Here is a 13,664-nt window from a genome sequence, read left to right on the forward strand (position 1 = left end):
GAGGTCCGCGACCGCTGGCCGGACGGCGGGCCCTCGTACGGGCTGCCCACCTGGTTCTACGGCCACGAGCCGCCGAACGCCTTCGCCTCCGGCATCGCCAAGTTCTTCGCCAACGCGACCCGCGAGGGCCGCCTCCAGGACGGTGACGACGCGCTGGCCGGCACCCGGCACGCGGCCGTCGCCCGGCTGTCGGCCGCCACCGCCGCCGAGGCCGGTGTCACGGACGGCGACCCGCTGACGGTCACCGGGCCCGCGGGCGCGGTCACGCTGCCGCTGGTCGTCACCGCGATGCCCGACCGGGTGGTGTGGCTGCCGCTGAACTCCGCGGGGAACGGCGTCGCCTCCGACACCGGTGCCCGTACGGGCCAGGTCGTCTCCGTCGGCAGCGCCGCCGAGGCCACGCAAGAGGAGGGCACCCGATGAGCGCGCCACTGACCCAGCTCGCCGCCACCCAACTCGCCGCCACCACGGAGAACCTCTCCTGGTTCGGCAACGACATCTGGTGGCTGATCATCCTCAAGGCGGTCTTCTGCTTCGCCTTCGCGATGCTGACCGTGCTGGTCGCCATCGTGTGGGAGCGCAAGGTCGTCGCGTGGATGCAGTTGCGCATCGGCCCCAACCGGCACGGCCCCTGGGGCATGCTCCAGTCCCTCGCCGACGGCATCAAGCTGATGCTGAAGGAGGACCTGGTCGTCAAGCGGGCCGACAAGGTGGTGTTCATCCTCGCGCCGGTCGTGGCGGCCATCCCGGCCTTCATGGCGTTCGCGGTGATCCCCTTCGGCCCGGCCGACAACGAGGTGTCGATCTTCGGCCAGCGCACCGCGCTCCAGCTCACCGACCTCCCGATCGGCCTGCTGTTCATCCTGGCCACCGCGTCGGTCGGCATCTACGGCATCGTGCTCGCGGGCTGGTCGTCCGGATCGACGTACCCGCTGCTCGGCGGCCTGCGCGCGTCCGCGCAGATGATCTCGTACGAGATCGCGATGGGCCTGTCCTTCGCGGCGGTCTTCCTCTACTCCGGCTCCATGTCGACGTCGACGATCGTCGAGGCGCAGCACGACCGCTGGTACGCGATCCTGCTGCCCGTCTCGCTGATCATCTACATCATCGCGATGGTCGGCGAGACCAACCGCGCGCCGTTCGACATGCCGGAGTCCGAGGGCGACCTGGTCGGCGGCTTCAACACCGAGTACAGCTCGATCAAGTTCGCGCTGTTCATGCTCGCCGAGTACGTGAACATGGTGACGGTCTCCGCGGTCGCGACGACCCTCTTCCTCGGCGGCTGGCGCGCCCCCTGGCCGATCAGCACGGTCTGGATCGGCGCGAACCACGGCTGGTGGCCGATGCTCTGGTTCATCGTCAAGGTCCAGTTGCTGCTGTTCTTCTTCATCTGGCTGCGCGGCACCCTGCCCCGGGTCCGCTACGACCAGTTCATGAAGCTGGGCTGGAAGGTCCTCATCCCGGTCTCCATGGTCTGGCTGATGCTGGTCGCCGCGGTCCGCGCGATGCGCAACGAGGACTACGACTTCACGAAGATCGTCCTGTACATCGGCGGTGTGGTGATCGCGCTGCTGCTGATCTCGCTCATCGCGGATGTCTTCAGGGACCGCGAGGAGAAGAAGACCGCGGTCCGGGACGGCGGCGCGCTCGCGCCACCTGACCGCTTCGACCCGATGGCGGGCGGCTATCCCGTACCGCCGCTGCCGGGTCAGCAGGCGGAGCGGGTGCCGCGGCGCCCCAGCCGGGCGGCACAGCCCCAACTCGTGGGTGCCGCCAGCGCGTCCGGCGTGTCCGGCGCGGCGGAACCGGACGTCCAGGATGCCCCCGAGCAGGAGAAGAAGGAGGACGGCGATGCCTGAGTTCCTCGGCCCGGTCGCAGGCTTCGGCGTGACCTTCAAGGCCATGTTCAAGAAGCGGCTGACCGAGCAGTACCCCGAGTACAAGAAGCCCACCGCCCCGCGTTTCCACGGCCGCCACCAGCTCAACCGGCACCCGGACGGCCTGGAGAAGTGCGTCGGCTGCGAGCTGTGCGCGTGGGCCTGCCCGGCGGACGCCATCTACGTGGAGGGCGCGGACAACACCGAGGAGGAGCGCTACTCACCCGGTGAGCGCTACGGCCGCGTCTACCAGATCAACTACGCCCGCTGCATCCTGTGCGGGCTGTGCATCGAGGCGTGCCCGACGCGCGCGCTGACGATGACCAACGAGTACGAACTGGCCGACCGGACCCGCGAGTCGCTGATCTTCACCAAGGAACAGCTCCTCGCCGGTCTTGAGGAGGGCATGGTCGAGTCGCCGCACTCGATCTTCCCCGGCATGGACGAGGGCGACTACTACCGCGGCGCGGTCACCGAGGCCGCGCCCGGCACCGTACGGCAGGTCGCGGTCTCCAAGGGCGAGAAGCCCGACGAGAACGTGGTCGCGGCCGACGGCACCGAGATCGGCCCTGACCCGGACGCCGAGCGGGACGCGAACGTGGCGCCCGCGCCCGGCGGCGGCACGCCCGCGGGAACGGGGGACGAGGCATGATGCAGCTCGCTGCCGCCGCGTCGCAGACCTCCACCGGCGAGGCCGTCCAGTTCTGGATTCTGGGCACGGTCGCCGTGCTCGGCGCGCTCGGCACCGTCCTGATGAAGAAGTCCGTGCACAGCGCGCTGTCGCTGGCCGGGACGATGATCGTGCTCGCGATCTTCTACCTCGCCCAGGGCGCGTATTTCCTCGGCGTCGTGCAGATCGTCGTCTACACCGGCGCGATCATGATGCTCTTCCTCTTCGTCGTCATGCTGGTCGGCATCACCGCCGCCGACTCGCTCAAGGAGACGCTCAAGGGCCAGCGCTGGATGGCGGCGGCCTGCGGTCTCGGCTTCGGCATCCTGCTGATGGCCGGGATCGGCAACGCCTCGCTCGACACCTTCGCCGGTGTCGGCCAGGCCAACTCCGCGGGCAACGTGCCGGGCCTGGCCCGGCTGATCTTCACCAAGTACGTGTGGTCCTTCGAGGTCACCGGCGCACTGCTGATCACCGCGGCCATCGGCGCGATGGTGCTCACGCACCGCGAGCGCACCGAGGACCGGCGCACCCAGCGCGAGCTGTCCGAGGCGCGCGTGCGCGACGGCGTACAGGTCACCCCGCTGCCCGCCCCCGGCACCTACGCCCGGCACAACGCGGTGGACATCCCGGCGCTGCTGCCCGACGGTTCGATCTCGGAGCTGTCGGTCAGCGGCACGCTGCGGGCCCGCGGCCAGATCCGTGACGTGTCCGCCGACGCCCTGCACCGGCTCGCCGAGCTGGACCAGCGCACCGAGGAGTACCTGGAGCGCGAGCCGGAGCGTACGGCGGTGGAGCGCAAGGCCGAACGGGCCGAGCGCGAGTCCGTACGCGAGGCCGACCGGGATGCCGCACGAGAGGCCGCGAAGGCTTCCGACCGGGCCGAGGAGGGTGCCAAGTGAATCCGGCCAACTACCTGTACCTGTCGGCGCTGCTGTTCACCATCGGCGCGGCGGGCGTACTGATCCGGCGCAACGCGATCGTGGTCTTCATGTGCGTCGAGCTGATGCTGAACGCCTGCAACCTGGCGTTCGTCACCTTCTCGCGGCTGCACGGCAACCTCGACGGCCAGGTGATCGCGTTCTTCACGATGGTGGTCGCCGCCGCGGAAGTCGTGGTCGGCCTGGCGATCATCGTGTCGATCTTCCGCTCCCGCCACTCGGCTTCGGTCGACGACGCCAATCTCATGAAGCTGTAGAGGGGCTGCGACAGTGGAGAACCTGATCGGACTGCTCGTCGCGGCGCCGCTGCTGGGCGCGGGCATCCTGCTGACCGGAGGCAAGCGGCTCGACCGCTTCGGCCACCTGCTCGGCACGCTGCTCGCCCTGGCGTCGTTCGCGCTCGGCGTGGTGCTGTTCGCCAACATGCTGGGCAAGGACGCCGACGCGCGGGGCCTGCACTCGCACCTGTTCACCTGGGTGCCGGTCGGCGGTTTCCGCGCCGATGTCGGCTTCCAGCTCGACCAGTTGTCGATGACGTTCGTGCTGCTGATCACCGGTGTGGGCACGCTGATCCACATCTACTCGATCGGCTACATGGAGCACGACGAGCGCCGCCGCCGCTTCTTCGGCTACCTCAACCTGTTCCTCGCGGCGATGCTGCTGCTGGTGCTGGCCGACAACTACTTCCTGCTGTACGCCGGTTGGGAGGGCGTCGGCCTCGCCTCGTACCTGCTGATCGGTTTCTGGCAGCACAAGCCGAGCGCGGCGACCGCGGCGAAGAAGGCGTTCCTGGTCAACCGGGTCGGCGACATCGGCCTGTCGGTGGCCATCATGCTGATGTTCACCACCTTCGGCTCGTTCGCCTTCACCGACATCCTGCCGCGGGCCGCGTCCGCGTCCACGACGCAGCACGCCACGGTCACCGGCATCGGCTTCATGCTGCTGCTGGCCGCGTGCGGCAAGTCGGCCCAGGTGCCGCTCCAGTCCTGGCTCGGCGACGCGATGGAGGGCCCGACCCCGGTCTCGGCCCTGATCCACGCCGCGACCATGGTGACCGCGGGCGTCTACCTGATCACCCGCTCCGGCGCGATCTTCAACGCGGCGCCCGACGCGCAGACCGCCGTCGTCACCGTCGGCGCGGTCACGCTGCTGTTCGGTGCGATCGTCGGTTGCGCGAAGGACGACATCAAGAAGGCGCTCGCCGGATCGACGATGTCGCAGATCGGCTACATGATCATGGCGGCCGGGCTCGGCCCGATCGGCTACGTCTTCGCGATCATGCACCTGGTGACGCACGGCTTCTTCAAGGCCGGGCTGTTCCTGGGCGCCGGTTCGGTCATGCACGGCATGAACGACGAGGTCGACATGCGGCGTTACGGGGGCCTGCGTAAGTACATGCCGGTCACCTTCGTCACCTTCGGCCTCGGCTACCTGGCGATCATCGGCTTCCCCGGCCTGTCCGGCTTCTTCTCCAAGGACAAGATCATCGAGGCGGCCTTCGCCAAGGGCGGCGCCGAGGGCTGGATTCTCGGCTGCTGCGCGCTGCTGGGCGCCGCCATCACCGCCTTCTACATGACGCGCGTGATGCTGATGACCTTCTTCGGCGAGAAGCGCTGGGTGCCGGACGCCGAGGGCCACGAGCCGCACCCGCACGAGTCGCCGAAGTCGATGACCATCCCGATGATCATCCTGGCGTTCGGTTCGGTCCTCGCCGGTGGCCTGTTCAGCATCAACTCCTCGTTCGTGAAGTGGCTTGAGCCGGTCACCGGGCACGCCGAGGGCGACTCGCCGATCAGCGCGGGCACCGTCACCGGCGGCACGATGGTGGCGCTGGTCATCGGCGTCGGCATCGCCTGGCTGATGTACGGGCGCAAGTCCGTACCCGCCGTAGCGCCGCGAGGCTCGCTGCTGACCCGGGCGGCCCGCCGCGACCTGCTCCAGGACGACTTCAACCACGTCGTCCTCGTCCGCGGCGGCGAGCACCTCACCCGCTCGCTGGTCTACCTCGACCACTCCCTGGTCGACGGCGTCGTCAACGGCACGGCCGCCTCGGTCGGCGGCCTCTCCGGGCGCCTCCGCAAGCTCCAGAACGGCTACGTACGGTCGTACGCCGTCTCGATGCTCGGCGGCTCCGCGGTGCTGGTCGCCGCGACTCTTCTCATGAGGGCGGTCTGATAGCTCATGTCCTTTCCCCTCCTTACGGTCACCGCCGCCCTGCCAGCAGTCGGAGCCGTCGTCACCGCCGCCGTGCCCGCCGCGAAGAGGACCGCCGCCAAGTACACGGCGCTGGTCTTCTCGCTCGGCACGCTCGGCCTGGCGATTGCCGCGCTGGTCCGCTTCGACCCCGGCGGCGACCGCTATCAGCTCACCGAGTCGCACGCCTGGATCAAGGACTTCGGGCTCCGCTACGACCTCGGCGTGGACGGCATCGCCGTCGCCCTGATCGCGCTGACCGCGCTGCTGATCCCCTTCGTGATGCTGGCCGGCTGGCACGACGCCGACCCTCTCGAAGGCGCGAACCCCAACCGGCGCTGGCGCCCCACACAGGGCTTCTTCGCGCTGATCCTGCTGGTCGAGGCCATGGTGGTGCTCTCCTTCGAGGCCACCGACGTCTTCCTCTTCTACATCTTCTTCGAAGCCATGCTCATCCCGATGTACTTCCTCATCGGCGGCTTCGGCGACCGGGCGCACGCGGCCGGTGAGGAAGAGGCGGCGCGGCAACGGTCGTACGCGGCGGTCAAATTCCTGCTGTACAACCTGGCGGGCGGCCTGATCATGCTCGCCGCGGTGATCGGCCTGTACGCGGTCACCGCCAAGCAGCTCGGCACCGGCACCTTCTCGCTCCAGGAGATCCTGGCCGCGCGCGGCTCGGGCAAGCTGCACATCGAGACGTCCACCGAGCGCTGGCTGTTCCTCGGCTTCTTCTTCGCCTTCGCGGTGAAGGCCCCGCTGTGGCCGCTGCACACCTGGCTGCCGAACGCGATGGGCGAGTCCACCGCGCCGGTCGCCGTACTGATCACCGCGGTCGTCGACAAGGTCGGCACCTTCGCGATGCTGCGCTACTGCCTCCAGCTCTTCCCCGAGGCGTCCAAGTGGGCGACCCCGGTGATCCTGGTCCTGGCCGTGATCGGCATCATCTACGGCGCGCTGCTCGCCGTCGGCCAGCGGGACATCAAGCGGCTGATCGCGTACGCCTCGATCTCGCACTTCGGCTTCATCATCCTGGGCATCTTCGCGATGACCACCCAGGGGCAGAGCGGCGCCGCGCTGTACATGGTCAACCACGGCATCTCGACGGCCGCGCTGATGCTGGTCGCGGGCTTCCTGATCACCCGGCGCGGCTCGCGGCTCATCGCCGACTTCGGCGGTGTGCAGAAGGTGGCGCCGGTGCTGGCGGGCACCTTCCTGATCGGCGGCCTCGCCACCTTGTCGCTGCCGGGCCTGGCGCCCTTCGTCAGCGAATTCCTCGTCCTGGTCGGCACCTTCAGCCGCTACCCGGTGCTCGGCATCATCGCCACCTTGGGCATCGTGCTCGCCGCGCTGTACGTGCTGGTGCTCTACCAGCGCACGATGACCGGCCCGGTCAAGGCCGGGATCGAGGGCATGTCCGACCTGAAGGTACGTGAACTGGTCGTCGTGGCACCGCTGATCGCGCTGCTGCTCTTCCTGGGCGTGTACCCGAAGCCGGTGACCGACATCCTCAACCCGTCGGTCAAGCACACGCTCTCCGACCTGCACAAGACCGATCCCAAGCCCGCGCTGGAGGCGAAGAAGTGAGCGCAGCAGACAAGGGAGCCGTGGGTGTGGGCGCTGTCCACAGCTTGTGGACGACGGCCGCTCCGGTCGCCGACAAGATCCCGAAGCCGGACATCGAGTACGCCCAGCTCTCACCGGTGCTGATCGTCTTCGGCGTGGCGATGGTGGGCATCCTCCTTGAGGCGTTCCTGCCGCGCCGCTCCCGTTACACCGCGCAGCTCGTGCTGGCCGTGGTCGGTCTCGCGGCGGCCTTCGCCGCCGTGGTCGCGCTCGCCGAGAAGGGGTACGGCACCACGAAGGCGCATGTCGCCGCGATGGGCGCGGTCGCCGTGGACGGTCCCGCGCTCTTCCTCCAGGGCACGATCCTGCTGGTGGCGATCGTGGCCGTCTTCACCTTCGCCGAGCGGCGCCTGGACCCGAAGGCGCACGGCAACAACGTCGACTCCTTCGCGGCCCAGGGCTCCGCCGTCCCCGGCGGCGATCAGGAGAAGGCCGCGGTCAAGGCCGGTTTCACCACCACCGAGGTCTTCCCGCTGCTGCTCTTCGCGGTCGGCGGCATGCTGATCTTCCCGGCGGCGAACGACCTGCTGACGCTCTTCATCGCCCTTGAGGTCTTCTCGCTGCCGCTGTACATCCTGTGCGCGCTGGCCCGCCGCAACCGCCTGATGTCGCAGGAAGCCGCCGTCAAGTACTTCCTGCTCGGCGCCTTCTCCTCGGCCTTCCTGCTCTTCGGGATCGCCCTGCTCTACGGCTACTCGGGCACGGTCACCTACGGCGGCATCGCCTCGGTCATCGACGGCACCGCCCCGATGACCCCGGCGCTCGCCAGCTCCACCGGCAACGACGCGCTGCTGCTGATCGGCTTCGCGATGGTCGCGGTCGGCCTGCTCTTCAAAGTCGGCGCCGTCCCGTTCCACATGTGGACCCCGGACGTGTACCAGGGCGCGCCGACCCCGGTCACCGGCTTCATGGCCGCCGCCACCAAGGTCGCCGCCTTCGGCGCGCTGCTGCGGCTGCTGTACGTCGTCCTGCCGGGCCTGCGCTGGGACTGGCGGCCGGTCATGTGGGGCGTCGCCATCCTCACGATGCTGGCGGGCGCGATCATCGCCGTCACCCAGACCGATGTGAAGCGGCTGCTGGCCTACTCCTCGGTCGCCCACGCCGGGTTCATCCTGGCGGGCGTGATCGCCACCGACAAGGAGGGCGTCTCCTCCGTCCTGTTCTACCTCGCCGCGTACTCCTTCGTGACCCTCGGCGCCTTCGCCGTCGTCACGCTGGTCCGCGACGCGGGCGGCGAGGCCACGCACCTGTCGCGGTGGGCCGGTCTCGGACGGCGCTCGCCGCTGGTCGCGGCCGTCTTCGCGGTCTTCCTGCTGGCCTTCGCGGGCATCCCGCTGACGTCCGGTTTCGCGGGGAAGTTCGCGGTCTTCAAGGCCGCGGCGCAGGGCGGTGCGATGCCGCTGGTCATCGTCGGTGTCATCTCCTCCGCCATCGCGGCCTTCTTCTACATCCGCGTGATCGTGCTGATGTTCTTCAGCGAGCCGAAGCCGGACGGTCCGTCCGTCGCGGTGCCCAGCCCGCTGACGTCCACCGCCATCGCCATAGGGGTGGCCGTCACGATCGTCCTGGGCCTGGCCCCCCAGTATTTCCTCGACCTCGCGGACAAGGCGAGCGTCTTCGTCCGCTAGCCCCTTTCACCATCGGCCCGGGTCGCCTCCTCACAGGAGGCGACCCGGGCCTTTTCGTCCCCCCCGCACACTCGCCGCCGATGTCCCCGTGCCCGGCTCAAGGCACCGCCGTGAGCGCGGCCCCGCACAGCACCAGCGCCGGGAGAAGGCAGAAGATCGCCCACCGCAGGCACCGGTATTTCGCCGCGAGGATTGCGCACACGTCCAACAGTTGCGTGATGAGCCATCCCACCCGGTCGCGCCCGGCCGCCGAAATCGCCAGACGCAGCACTTCCGGCGCGGGCACCGACCGGGCATCGCCGAAGAAGGTGACGCCGGGACCGATCCGGGTGGTCCAGGTGCGGGGGAGGATCGTCAGTACCAGGAACGCTGTGCCCGCTGCCCACAACAGGCCGCCCGCGACGAAGAGGCCGAGCCACCCCCCGGCCAGCCGGTCCGCCGACCACCTGCCGCTGAACAGTAACGCGGGTAACGCCAGCGCCCCTGACAGGAGAACCGACGCCTTGGTGTCCGCGCGCTGCAACTCGTCCCTTACCGTGCCCAGCAGCCGTTCGGCGACGTACAGGCCGTCCTCGGAGTCAGCCGCCATCCGCGGTCCTCGCCCGCGCGGACTCCTCCGCCCCGTCCATGATCCGGTCCGGGTCCGCCGGGTCCGGCGCGCCGCCCGCCGCTGCCGCCTGGGCTGCCTCATCCGTCTGCGCCCAAGCCGGCCGAGGCTGGTGCGGCGGCATCGGCGGCAGTGGCGGGGACGGCGGCGCGTCCGCCGCGGGCGCAATCGGTGTCACTGGCGTCCGGTCCACCACCACCGGCGGCGGCAGCAGCGATGTCGCCGGCTGTGGCAGGCCGTGGTCGATCAGGCTGCCTCCGACCGCCTTCGCGTACTCGATGAGCTGCTGCACCTGCCCCTCAACCTGGTGCCGCTGCACGACTCCCTGGTCGATGAGCCGGGTCAGGTACTCCAGAGCGCCCTGTCGCTGCTGCTTGGCCTGCGTCTGCAACGCGCCCAGGATCTCGGTGGCCCGGCTCGGGTCCCGGGCGAGCAGTACCGCGTACTGCTCGGCCTCACCCGCGTCGATCAGCTTGCGCGCGTCTGCGAGGTTGGCCTCGACACGGGCCGCCTCGGCGCGGTCCACCGCTGCCTGGACAGTGGCGTCGTGCTGAACCTGCGTCAGCGCCTGGTAGTGGTCGGACGCTGCCCGGCCGAGGTCGATCCGGACGAACACCTGCGTGGCCAGACCGATGTCGCCGCCGAACGGTGACCAGTGGCCGCCGGCCAGCTCGGCCTGGATGGCCTCGTCCGCTGCCTGCGCGCCGGACAGGCCGTGCCGCCGAGTGATCCCCCTCAGCCGGCCAAGCAGCGGCGGGCGCAGCATCCGCTCGACGTCCACCACCCGTTTCTCCGCCACCAGGTGGAAGTCGGTCACCTCCCAGTTGATGTCCACCTGGCAGGTGAAGTCCGACTGGTCGCCCTGGGTGGGCAACTGCATCTCGAAGGAGACCTGGTGCCGGCCGCGTGCGATCAGGCAGACCGACGTGGGCCTGGCCATCATCGGCTTGTTCTCGTGGTGGGCGCCCCGCACGGTGATCACACTGTGGCCGCCGTTGCGGTAGAAGACCACCGAGGCGATCTGTGCGCCGCGGTGCTTGTGCCCGCTCTGCGGTACGAACTCGCGCAGGAACGGTCCCCGCAGGTTCATCGGCAGCTCGACGTCCTGGACAAAGCTGTTGCCCCCCGCGCGCGGGGGCTGCTGCCAGGGGCCTGGGCGGCCGGACCATGTGTTGTGCGTCATTCGCTTTCCCTACTCCTCTACCAACCGCCGCAACCGGCGGCTCTGGTCCGGTCCCAGGGGATCGTCGGGATCCTCGGACAATTCCTTGATCAGCGAGGCCAGCCGCTGCCGGTCGTCCGCGGTCAACATCAGCAGTGGCAGGAAACGCAGCAGTTCCTTCTCCCACGGCTCGCCCTGGGACGAACGCAGCCAGCGGGTGACGGCATCGAGCGCTGCCTCGTAGGAGCGACTGGTGTTGAGCGCCGTCCACAGCAGCCCGGCCACTTCCTGGGCCCGGTCCGGACAGGCGGCGGCCACCGCCAGTGCCAGCGGCCACTTCTCCCGGCCGGACAGCTCCGGGGCCGGATTCCACACGTCCTCGGTCTGGAACTCGGCCAGCAGAACCGTGGCGACAAGCCCCAGGTCCTGATGGTGGCGGCGGTTGTCGTTGAGCCAGCGGCGGATCGCGTCCAGTGGTTCCAGGCCCGGGTCGGAGCCCAGCAGATGTACCACGCTCTCCGCGGCGACCACCCGCAGCCGTCCCTCCTCCCAGGTGCCTATGGCACCCAGCCGGCCCAGCGCGTCGGAGACCGCCGCGGTGGCGGTCCCCCGGCTCAGGACGGCGGCGGCGGTCCACCGAAGGTTGGCGTTCCCGCTCGTACTCCACGCCTTGACCATCGACCGTAGCGCGGCCCCCACCTGGCCGTCGCGCAGCACCGATTCGAGTGCGGTGGCGACGAAGACACCCCGGCGGGCCTGCTCGGCCTCGGCCATCGGCATCAGCAAGTCGCTCAGTGTGTGGGCGCAGTCCAGTCGGCACAGTTCGCCGGCCGCGACGGCGGCTCTGGTCCACACGTCGTCGCGCGGGTCCTGGCACAGCGAGTCCAGCCAGCGCAGCACCGGTCCACGCATGTTGTGGTGGTGCTCCCACAGGTACGCCAGCAGCGCCGGTGCCAAGTTCTCCCCAGCGAAGCGCACGGTCCGCACCGGGATGTCCCGGTCGGCGACCACCGGTTGCGTCCGTACTTCGGTCACCGCCCGAGTCGAGGCGAGCCTGGCCTCAAGACCGTCGCTGAGCAGCGGGCGGCCGATGACCCGCTCCGGATCGACGGTGACGGCCAGCTCCCAGGCGAGCAGTTCGGCCGCCTCCGCGACGGTGTTGAAGGAGCCGCGGCCGAAGACCGCCATCGCGATCCTGTACGCGGCGTCCCGCAGGGCGGGCAGCGTCTCGGCCCGAGTGCCGCCTGCGAACCACTGCCGGACCTGCTCGACGGCGAAGCCCCGGCAGTCCGCGACGAGTTCCTCCTCGGTGAACCGCCCGCTGACGTAGGCACCCACCGAAGCGGCGAACCGGGCGGCCTCCGCCGGCCGCAGGGCCTCCAGGCCCAGCGCCTGTCGGATGTCGAGGCGGGCCGCGGTGTTCAGGGCCGCCGACTTCAGCGCGGGCAGCCGCCGGTCGAGTTCGGCCTCCAGATGACCGTCCAGCACCGCGTCGGGATCAGCCGCCTCGTGCATCCGGTGATAGCGCACCCCGTGCCCGTCGGTGATTCCCGGGTCGGGAACCGCGAGCAGAACCGCGTATGCGCCCCGGTCGCCGAGCAGCCGGCACAGCCGGTCGAGGTGGAGCTCGGTCGGCATGTGGCCGTCGGCCGGTTCCAGCGCGTACCCGTGGCCCTCGGCGATGTCGTCGACGCCCAGCGCTGTCAGGTCCGTCTCCGGGTCGAGCCGGGCCACCTTCCCCCGGGCCAAGTCGTCCAGCAGCGACAGCGCGGTGAACATCCGGCCGGTGCCTGGCTGCCCTGACAGCACAAGCAGGGGAGTCCCGCGCAACTGCCGCTTGAGGTTCTCGTACCCGGGCGGCTCGGTGAACCGGTCACGCAGCCGCCGCAGTTCCTCCTCCGGCAGCGGGCCGGCGAGCAGCCGCTGCTGTTGCTCGCCGAACTGGAAGTTGACCGCGCCGATCGTGCCGCCGATATACGTACTGGAGTCGTGCAGCGAGAACGCCTCACGGGACTCACGGGCGATCCGGGCGGCGGCGACGCCGGCCGCGGCGCGGCCCTCCTTCGCGGCCGGGTCGGTTTCGGCGCCGAACAGGCCCTCATCGGCCGACTTGTCACCCTCTTCCGGGCCCTTCGCCGGCCGGTCGTCGGGCCGGGGCCGGGGGCCCTGGTCGGCGCCCGCCGGCTCCTCTCCCCGCCCGCTCACGGCCGCTCCCCACCGCGGTTGTCGAAGGTGATGTCGCCGAACTCGCCCTGTAGGACCTGTCCCGACCCGTTGTTGGTGACCTCGCCGAACCGGAACCGGTCCGACGTGGGCCGCCGCTCTCCGGCCCCCTGCGGTGGCGCGTCCGCATCGCCCCCCATGGACGCGGATGCGCTCTCCCCTCCGGAGAGCGGCGGGACTGTGAGTCCCGGCACCAGGAACCAGGGCCGTCGTGGGCCCTCCTGGAGCGAGACGTCGTACTGCCGGTAGTGGTCGGGATCGATCCACCGGCCACCGTGACTGACCACGTCCTGGTAGAGCGGGTCGGAGACGGCGACCAGCAGTGGCGCGCCGGGCGCCGCGGCGAGGACGGCCTTGGCCTCGGCGCAGTTGCCGATCCGGCAGGCGAGGTCCACCGCGCTGCCGGAGAAGCCGTGCCGGTCCGGGGTGAAGGGGCCGAGGGTGAGCCCGGCCCGTAGGCGCAGCGGAGTCCTCAGTTCGCGGTTGACGGCGCGCAGGTTCTGATGCAGGTACTCGACCCACTCGCCGACCACCCGACCCGCGGCACGCGGCTCGGCCACGATCAGGATTCCGTCCCCGCGGTCTTCCTGGAAGTGCCGGGTCTCGGCGATCCGGGCGGCGGCGAAGGCGTGCTCGGCGACCCGGTAGAGCCGCTCCCGCAGCGCCGGGCGGTCCGGGTCGGGCACTGCGCTCGACCCTTGTGTGTCCAGACTGATGACGAGGCCGTAGTCCGTTGCGCC

Annotated in this window: 12 protein-coding genes; 8 read left to right on the forward strand and 4 right to left on the reverse strand. The window is 70.1% G+C overall.

What is annotated here, in order from left to right; translation table 11 throughout:
* The 8 genes from BGM09_RS24995 to nuoN form a co-directional block, all read left to right on the forward strand.
* Window positions 1-423: molybdopterin dinucleotide binding domain-containing protein (locus BGM09_RS24995; protein WP_317452889.1), on the forward strand; the 423-nt coding region annotated here is incomplete at its 5' end.
* On the forward strand, window positions 420-1,859 hold the full coding sequence (gene nuoH, locus BGM09_RS25000; RefSeq protein ID WP_188283957.1) for an NADH-quinone oxidoreductase subunit NuoH: 1,440 nt from the start codon (window positions 420-422) through the stop codon (window positions 1,857-1,859). The genes BGM09_RS24995 and nuoH, both read left to right, overlap by 4 nt.
* Entirely contained in the window at window positions 1,852-2,529 is a 678-nt protein-coding gene (gene nuoI / locus BGM09_RS25005; protein ID WP_411158367.1) for an NADH-quinone oxidoreductase subunit NuoI, read from the forward strand. The genes nuoH and nuoI overlap by 8 nt, the downstream gene beginning before the upstream one ends.
* On the forward strand, window positions 2,526-3,449 hold the full coding sequence (locus tag BGM09_RS25010; RefSeq protein WP_188283958.1) for an NADH-quinone oxidoreductase subunit J: 924 nt from the start codon (window positions 2,526-2,528) through the stop codon (window positions 3,447-3,449). Before nuoI ends, BGM09_RS25010 begins: the two co-directional genes overlap by 4 nt.
* The gene (gene nuoK / locus BGM09_RS25015) at window positions 3,446-3,745 is read left to right on the forward strand and encodes an NADH-quinone oxidoreductase subunit NuoK (RefSeq protein WP_033177728.1); all 300 of its coding nucleotides are present in this window, start codon (window positions 3,446-3,448) and stop codon (window positions 3,743-3,745) included. The genes BGM09_RS25010 and nuoK overlap by 4 nt, the downstream gene beginning before the upstream one ends.
* Before the next feature lie 13 nt (window positions 3,746-3,758).
* Window positions 3,759-5,663, forward strand: a complete 1,905-nt coding sequence (gene nuoL, locus BGM09_RS25020; RefSeq protein WP_188283959.1) for an NADH-quinone oxidoreductase subunit L — start codon at window positions 3,759-3,761, stop codon at window positions 5,661-5,663.
* A 6-nt stretch (window positions 5,664-5,669) separates the two neighbouring features.
* Entirely contained in the window at window positions 5,670-7,265 is a 1,596-nt protein-coding gene (locus tag BGM09_RS25025) for an NADH-quinone oxidoreductase subunit M (RefSeq protein WP_188283960.1), read from the forward strand.
* A 20-nt stretch (window positions 7,266-7,285) separates the two neighbouring features.
* Complete coding sequence (gene nuoN, locus BGM09_RS25030; protein ID WP_188284035.1) at window positions 7,286-8,932, forward strand: NADH-quinone oxidoreductase subunit NuoN; 1,647 nt, start codon at window positions 7,286-7,288, stop codon at window positions 8,930-8,932.
* Between the two features lie 97 nt (window positions 8,933-9,029).
* On the opposite strand, the gene BGM09_RS25035 is transcribed toward nuoN, so the two are convergent.
* Genes BGM09_RS25035 through BGM09_RS25050 form a run of 4 tightly spaced genes read right to left on the reverse strand, consistent with a single transcriptional unit; the run spans window position 9,030 to window position 13,610 of the window.
* A complete protein-coding gene (locus BGM09_RS25035) occupies window positions 9,030-9,521 on the reverse strand; it encodes a Pycsar system effector family protein (protein ID WP_188283961.1) in 492 nt (163 codons plus the stop codon).
* Window positions 9,511-10,722 (reverse strand): hypothetical protein, encoded by a 1,212-nt coding sequence (locus tag BGM09_RS25040; RefSeq protein ID WP_188283962.1) that lies wholly within the window; start codon window positions 10,720-10,722, stop codon window positions 9,511-9,513. The genes BGM09_RS25035 and BGM09_RS25040 overlap by 11 nt, the downstream gene beginning before the upstream one ends.
* Window positions 10,723-10,731: 9 nt before the next feature.
* Window positions 10,732-12,906, reverse strand: coding sequence for a hypothetical protein (locus BGM09_RS38580; protein WP_188283963.1), 2,175 nt, complete (start codon window positions 12,904-12,906; stop codon window positions 10,732-10,734).
* On the reverse strand, window positions 12,903-13,610 hold the full coding sequence (locus BGM09_RS25050; RefSeq protein ID WP_188283964.1) for a hypothetical protein: 708 nt from the start codon (window positions 13,608-13,610) through the stop codon (window positions 12,903-12,905). The genes BGM09_RS38580 and BGM09_RS25050 overlap by 4 nt, the downstream gene beginning before the upstream one ends.
* Window positions 13,611-13,664: the final 54 nt, after the last annotated feature.

Origin of the sequence: Streptomyces sp. CBMA29 (genome assembly GCF_014596445.1) — a bacterium.
Classification (GTDB): Bacteria; Actinomycetota; Actinomycetes; order Streptomycetales; family Streptomycetaceae; genus Actinacidiphila.

Excerpts from the sequence above, each read along its gene's own strand:
- nuoH (WP_188283957.1), top strand. The coding sequence starts at position 420 with ATGAGCGCGCCACTGACCCAGCTCGCCGCCACCCAACTCGCCGCCACC.
- nuoI (WP_411158367.1), top strand. The coding sequence starts at position 1,852 with ATGCCTGAGTTCCTCGGCCCGGTCGCAGGCTTCGGCGTGACCTTCAAG.
- BGM09_RS25010 (WP_188283958.1), top strand. The coding sequence starts at position 2,526 with ATGATGCAGCTCGCTGCCGCCGCGTCGCAGACCTCCACCGGCGAGGCC.
- BGM09_RS25025 (WP_188283960.1), top strand. The coding sequence starts at position 5,670 with ATGTCCTTTCCCCTCCTTACGGTCACCGCCGCCCTGCCAGCAGTCGGA.
- BGM09_RS25035 (WP_188283961.1), bottom strand. The coding sequence starts at position 9,521 with ATGGCGGCTGACTCCGAGGACGGCCTGTACGTCGCCGAACGGCTGCTG.
- BGM09_RS25040 (WP_188283962.1), bottom strand. The coding sequence starts at position 10,722 with ATGACGCACAACACATGGTCCGGCCGCCCAGGCCCCTGGCAGCAGCCC.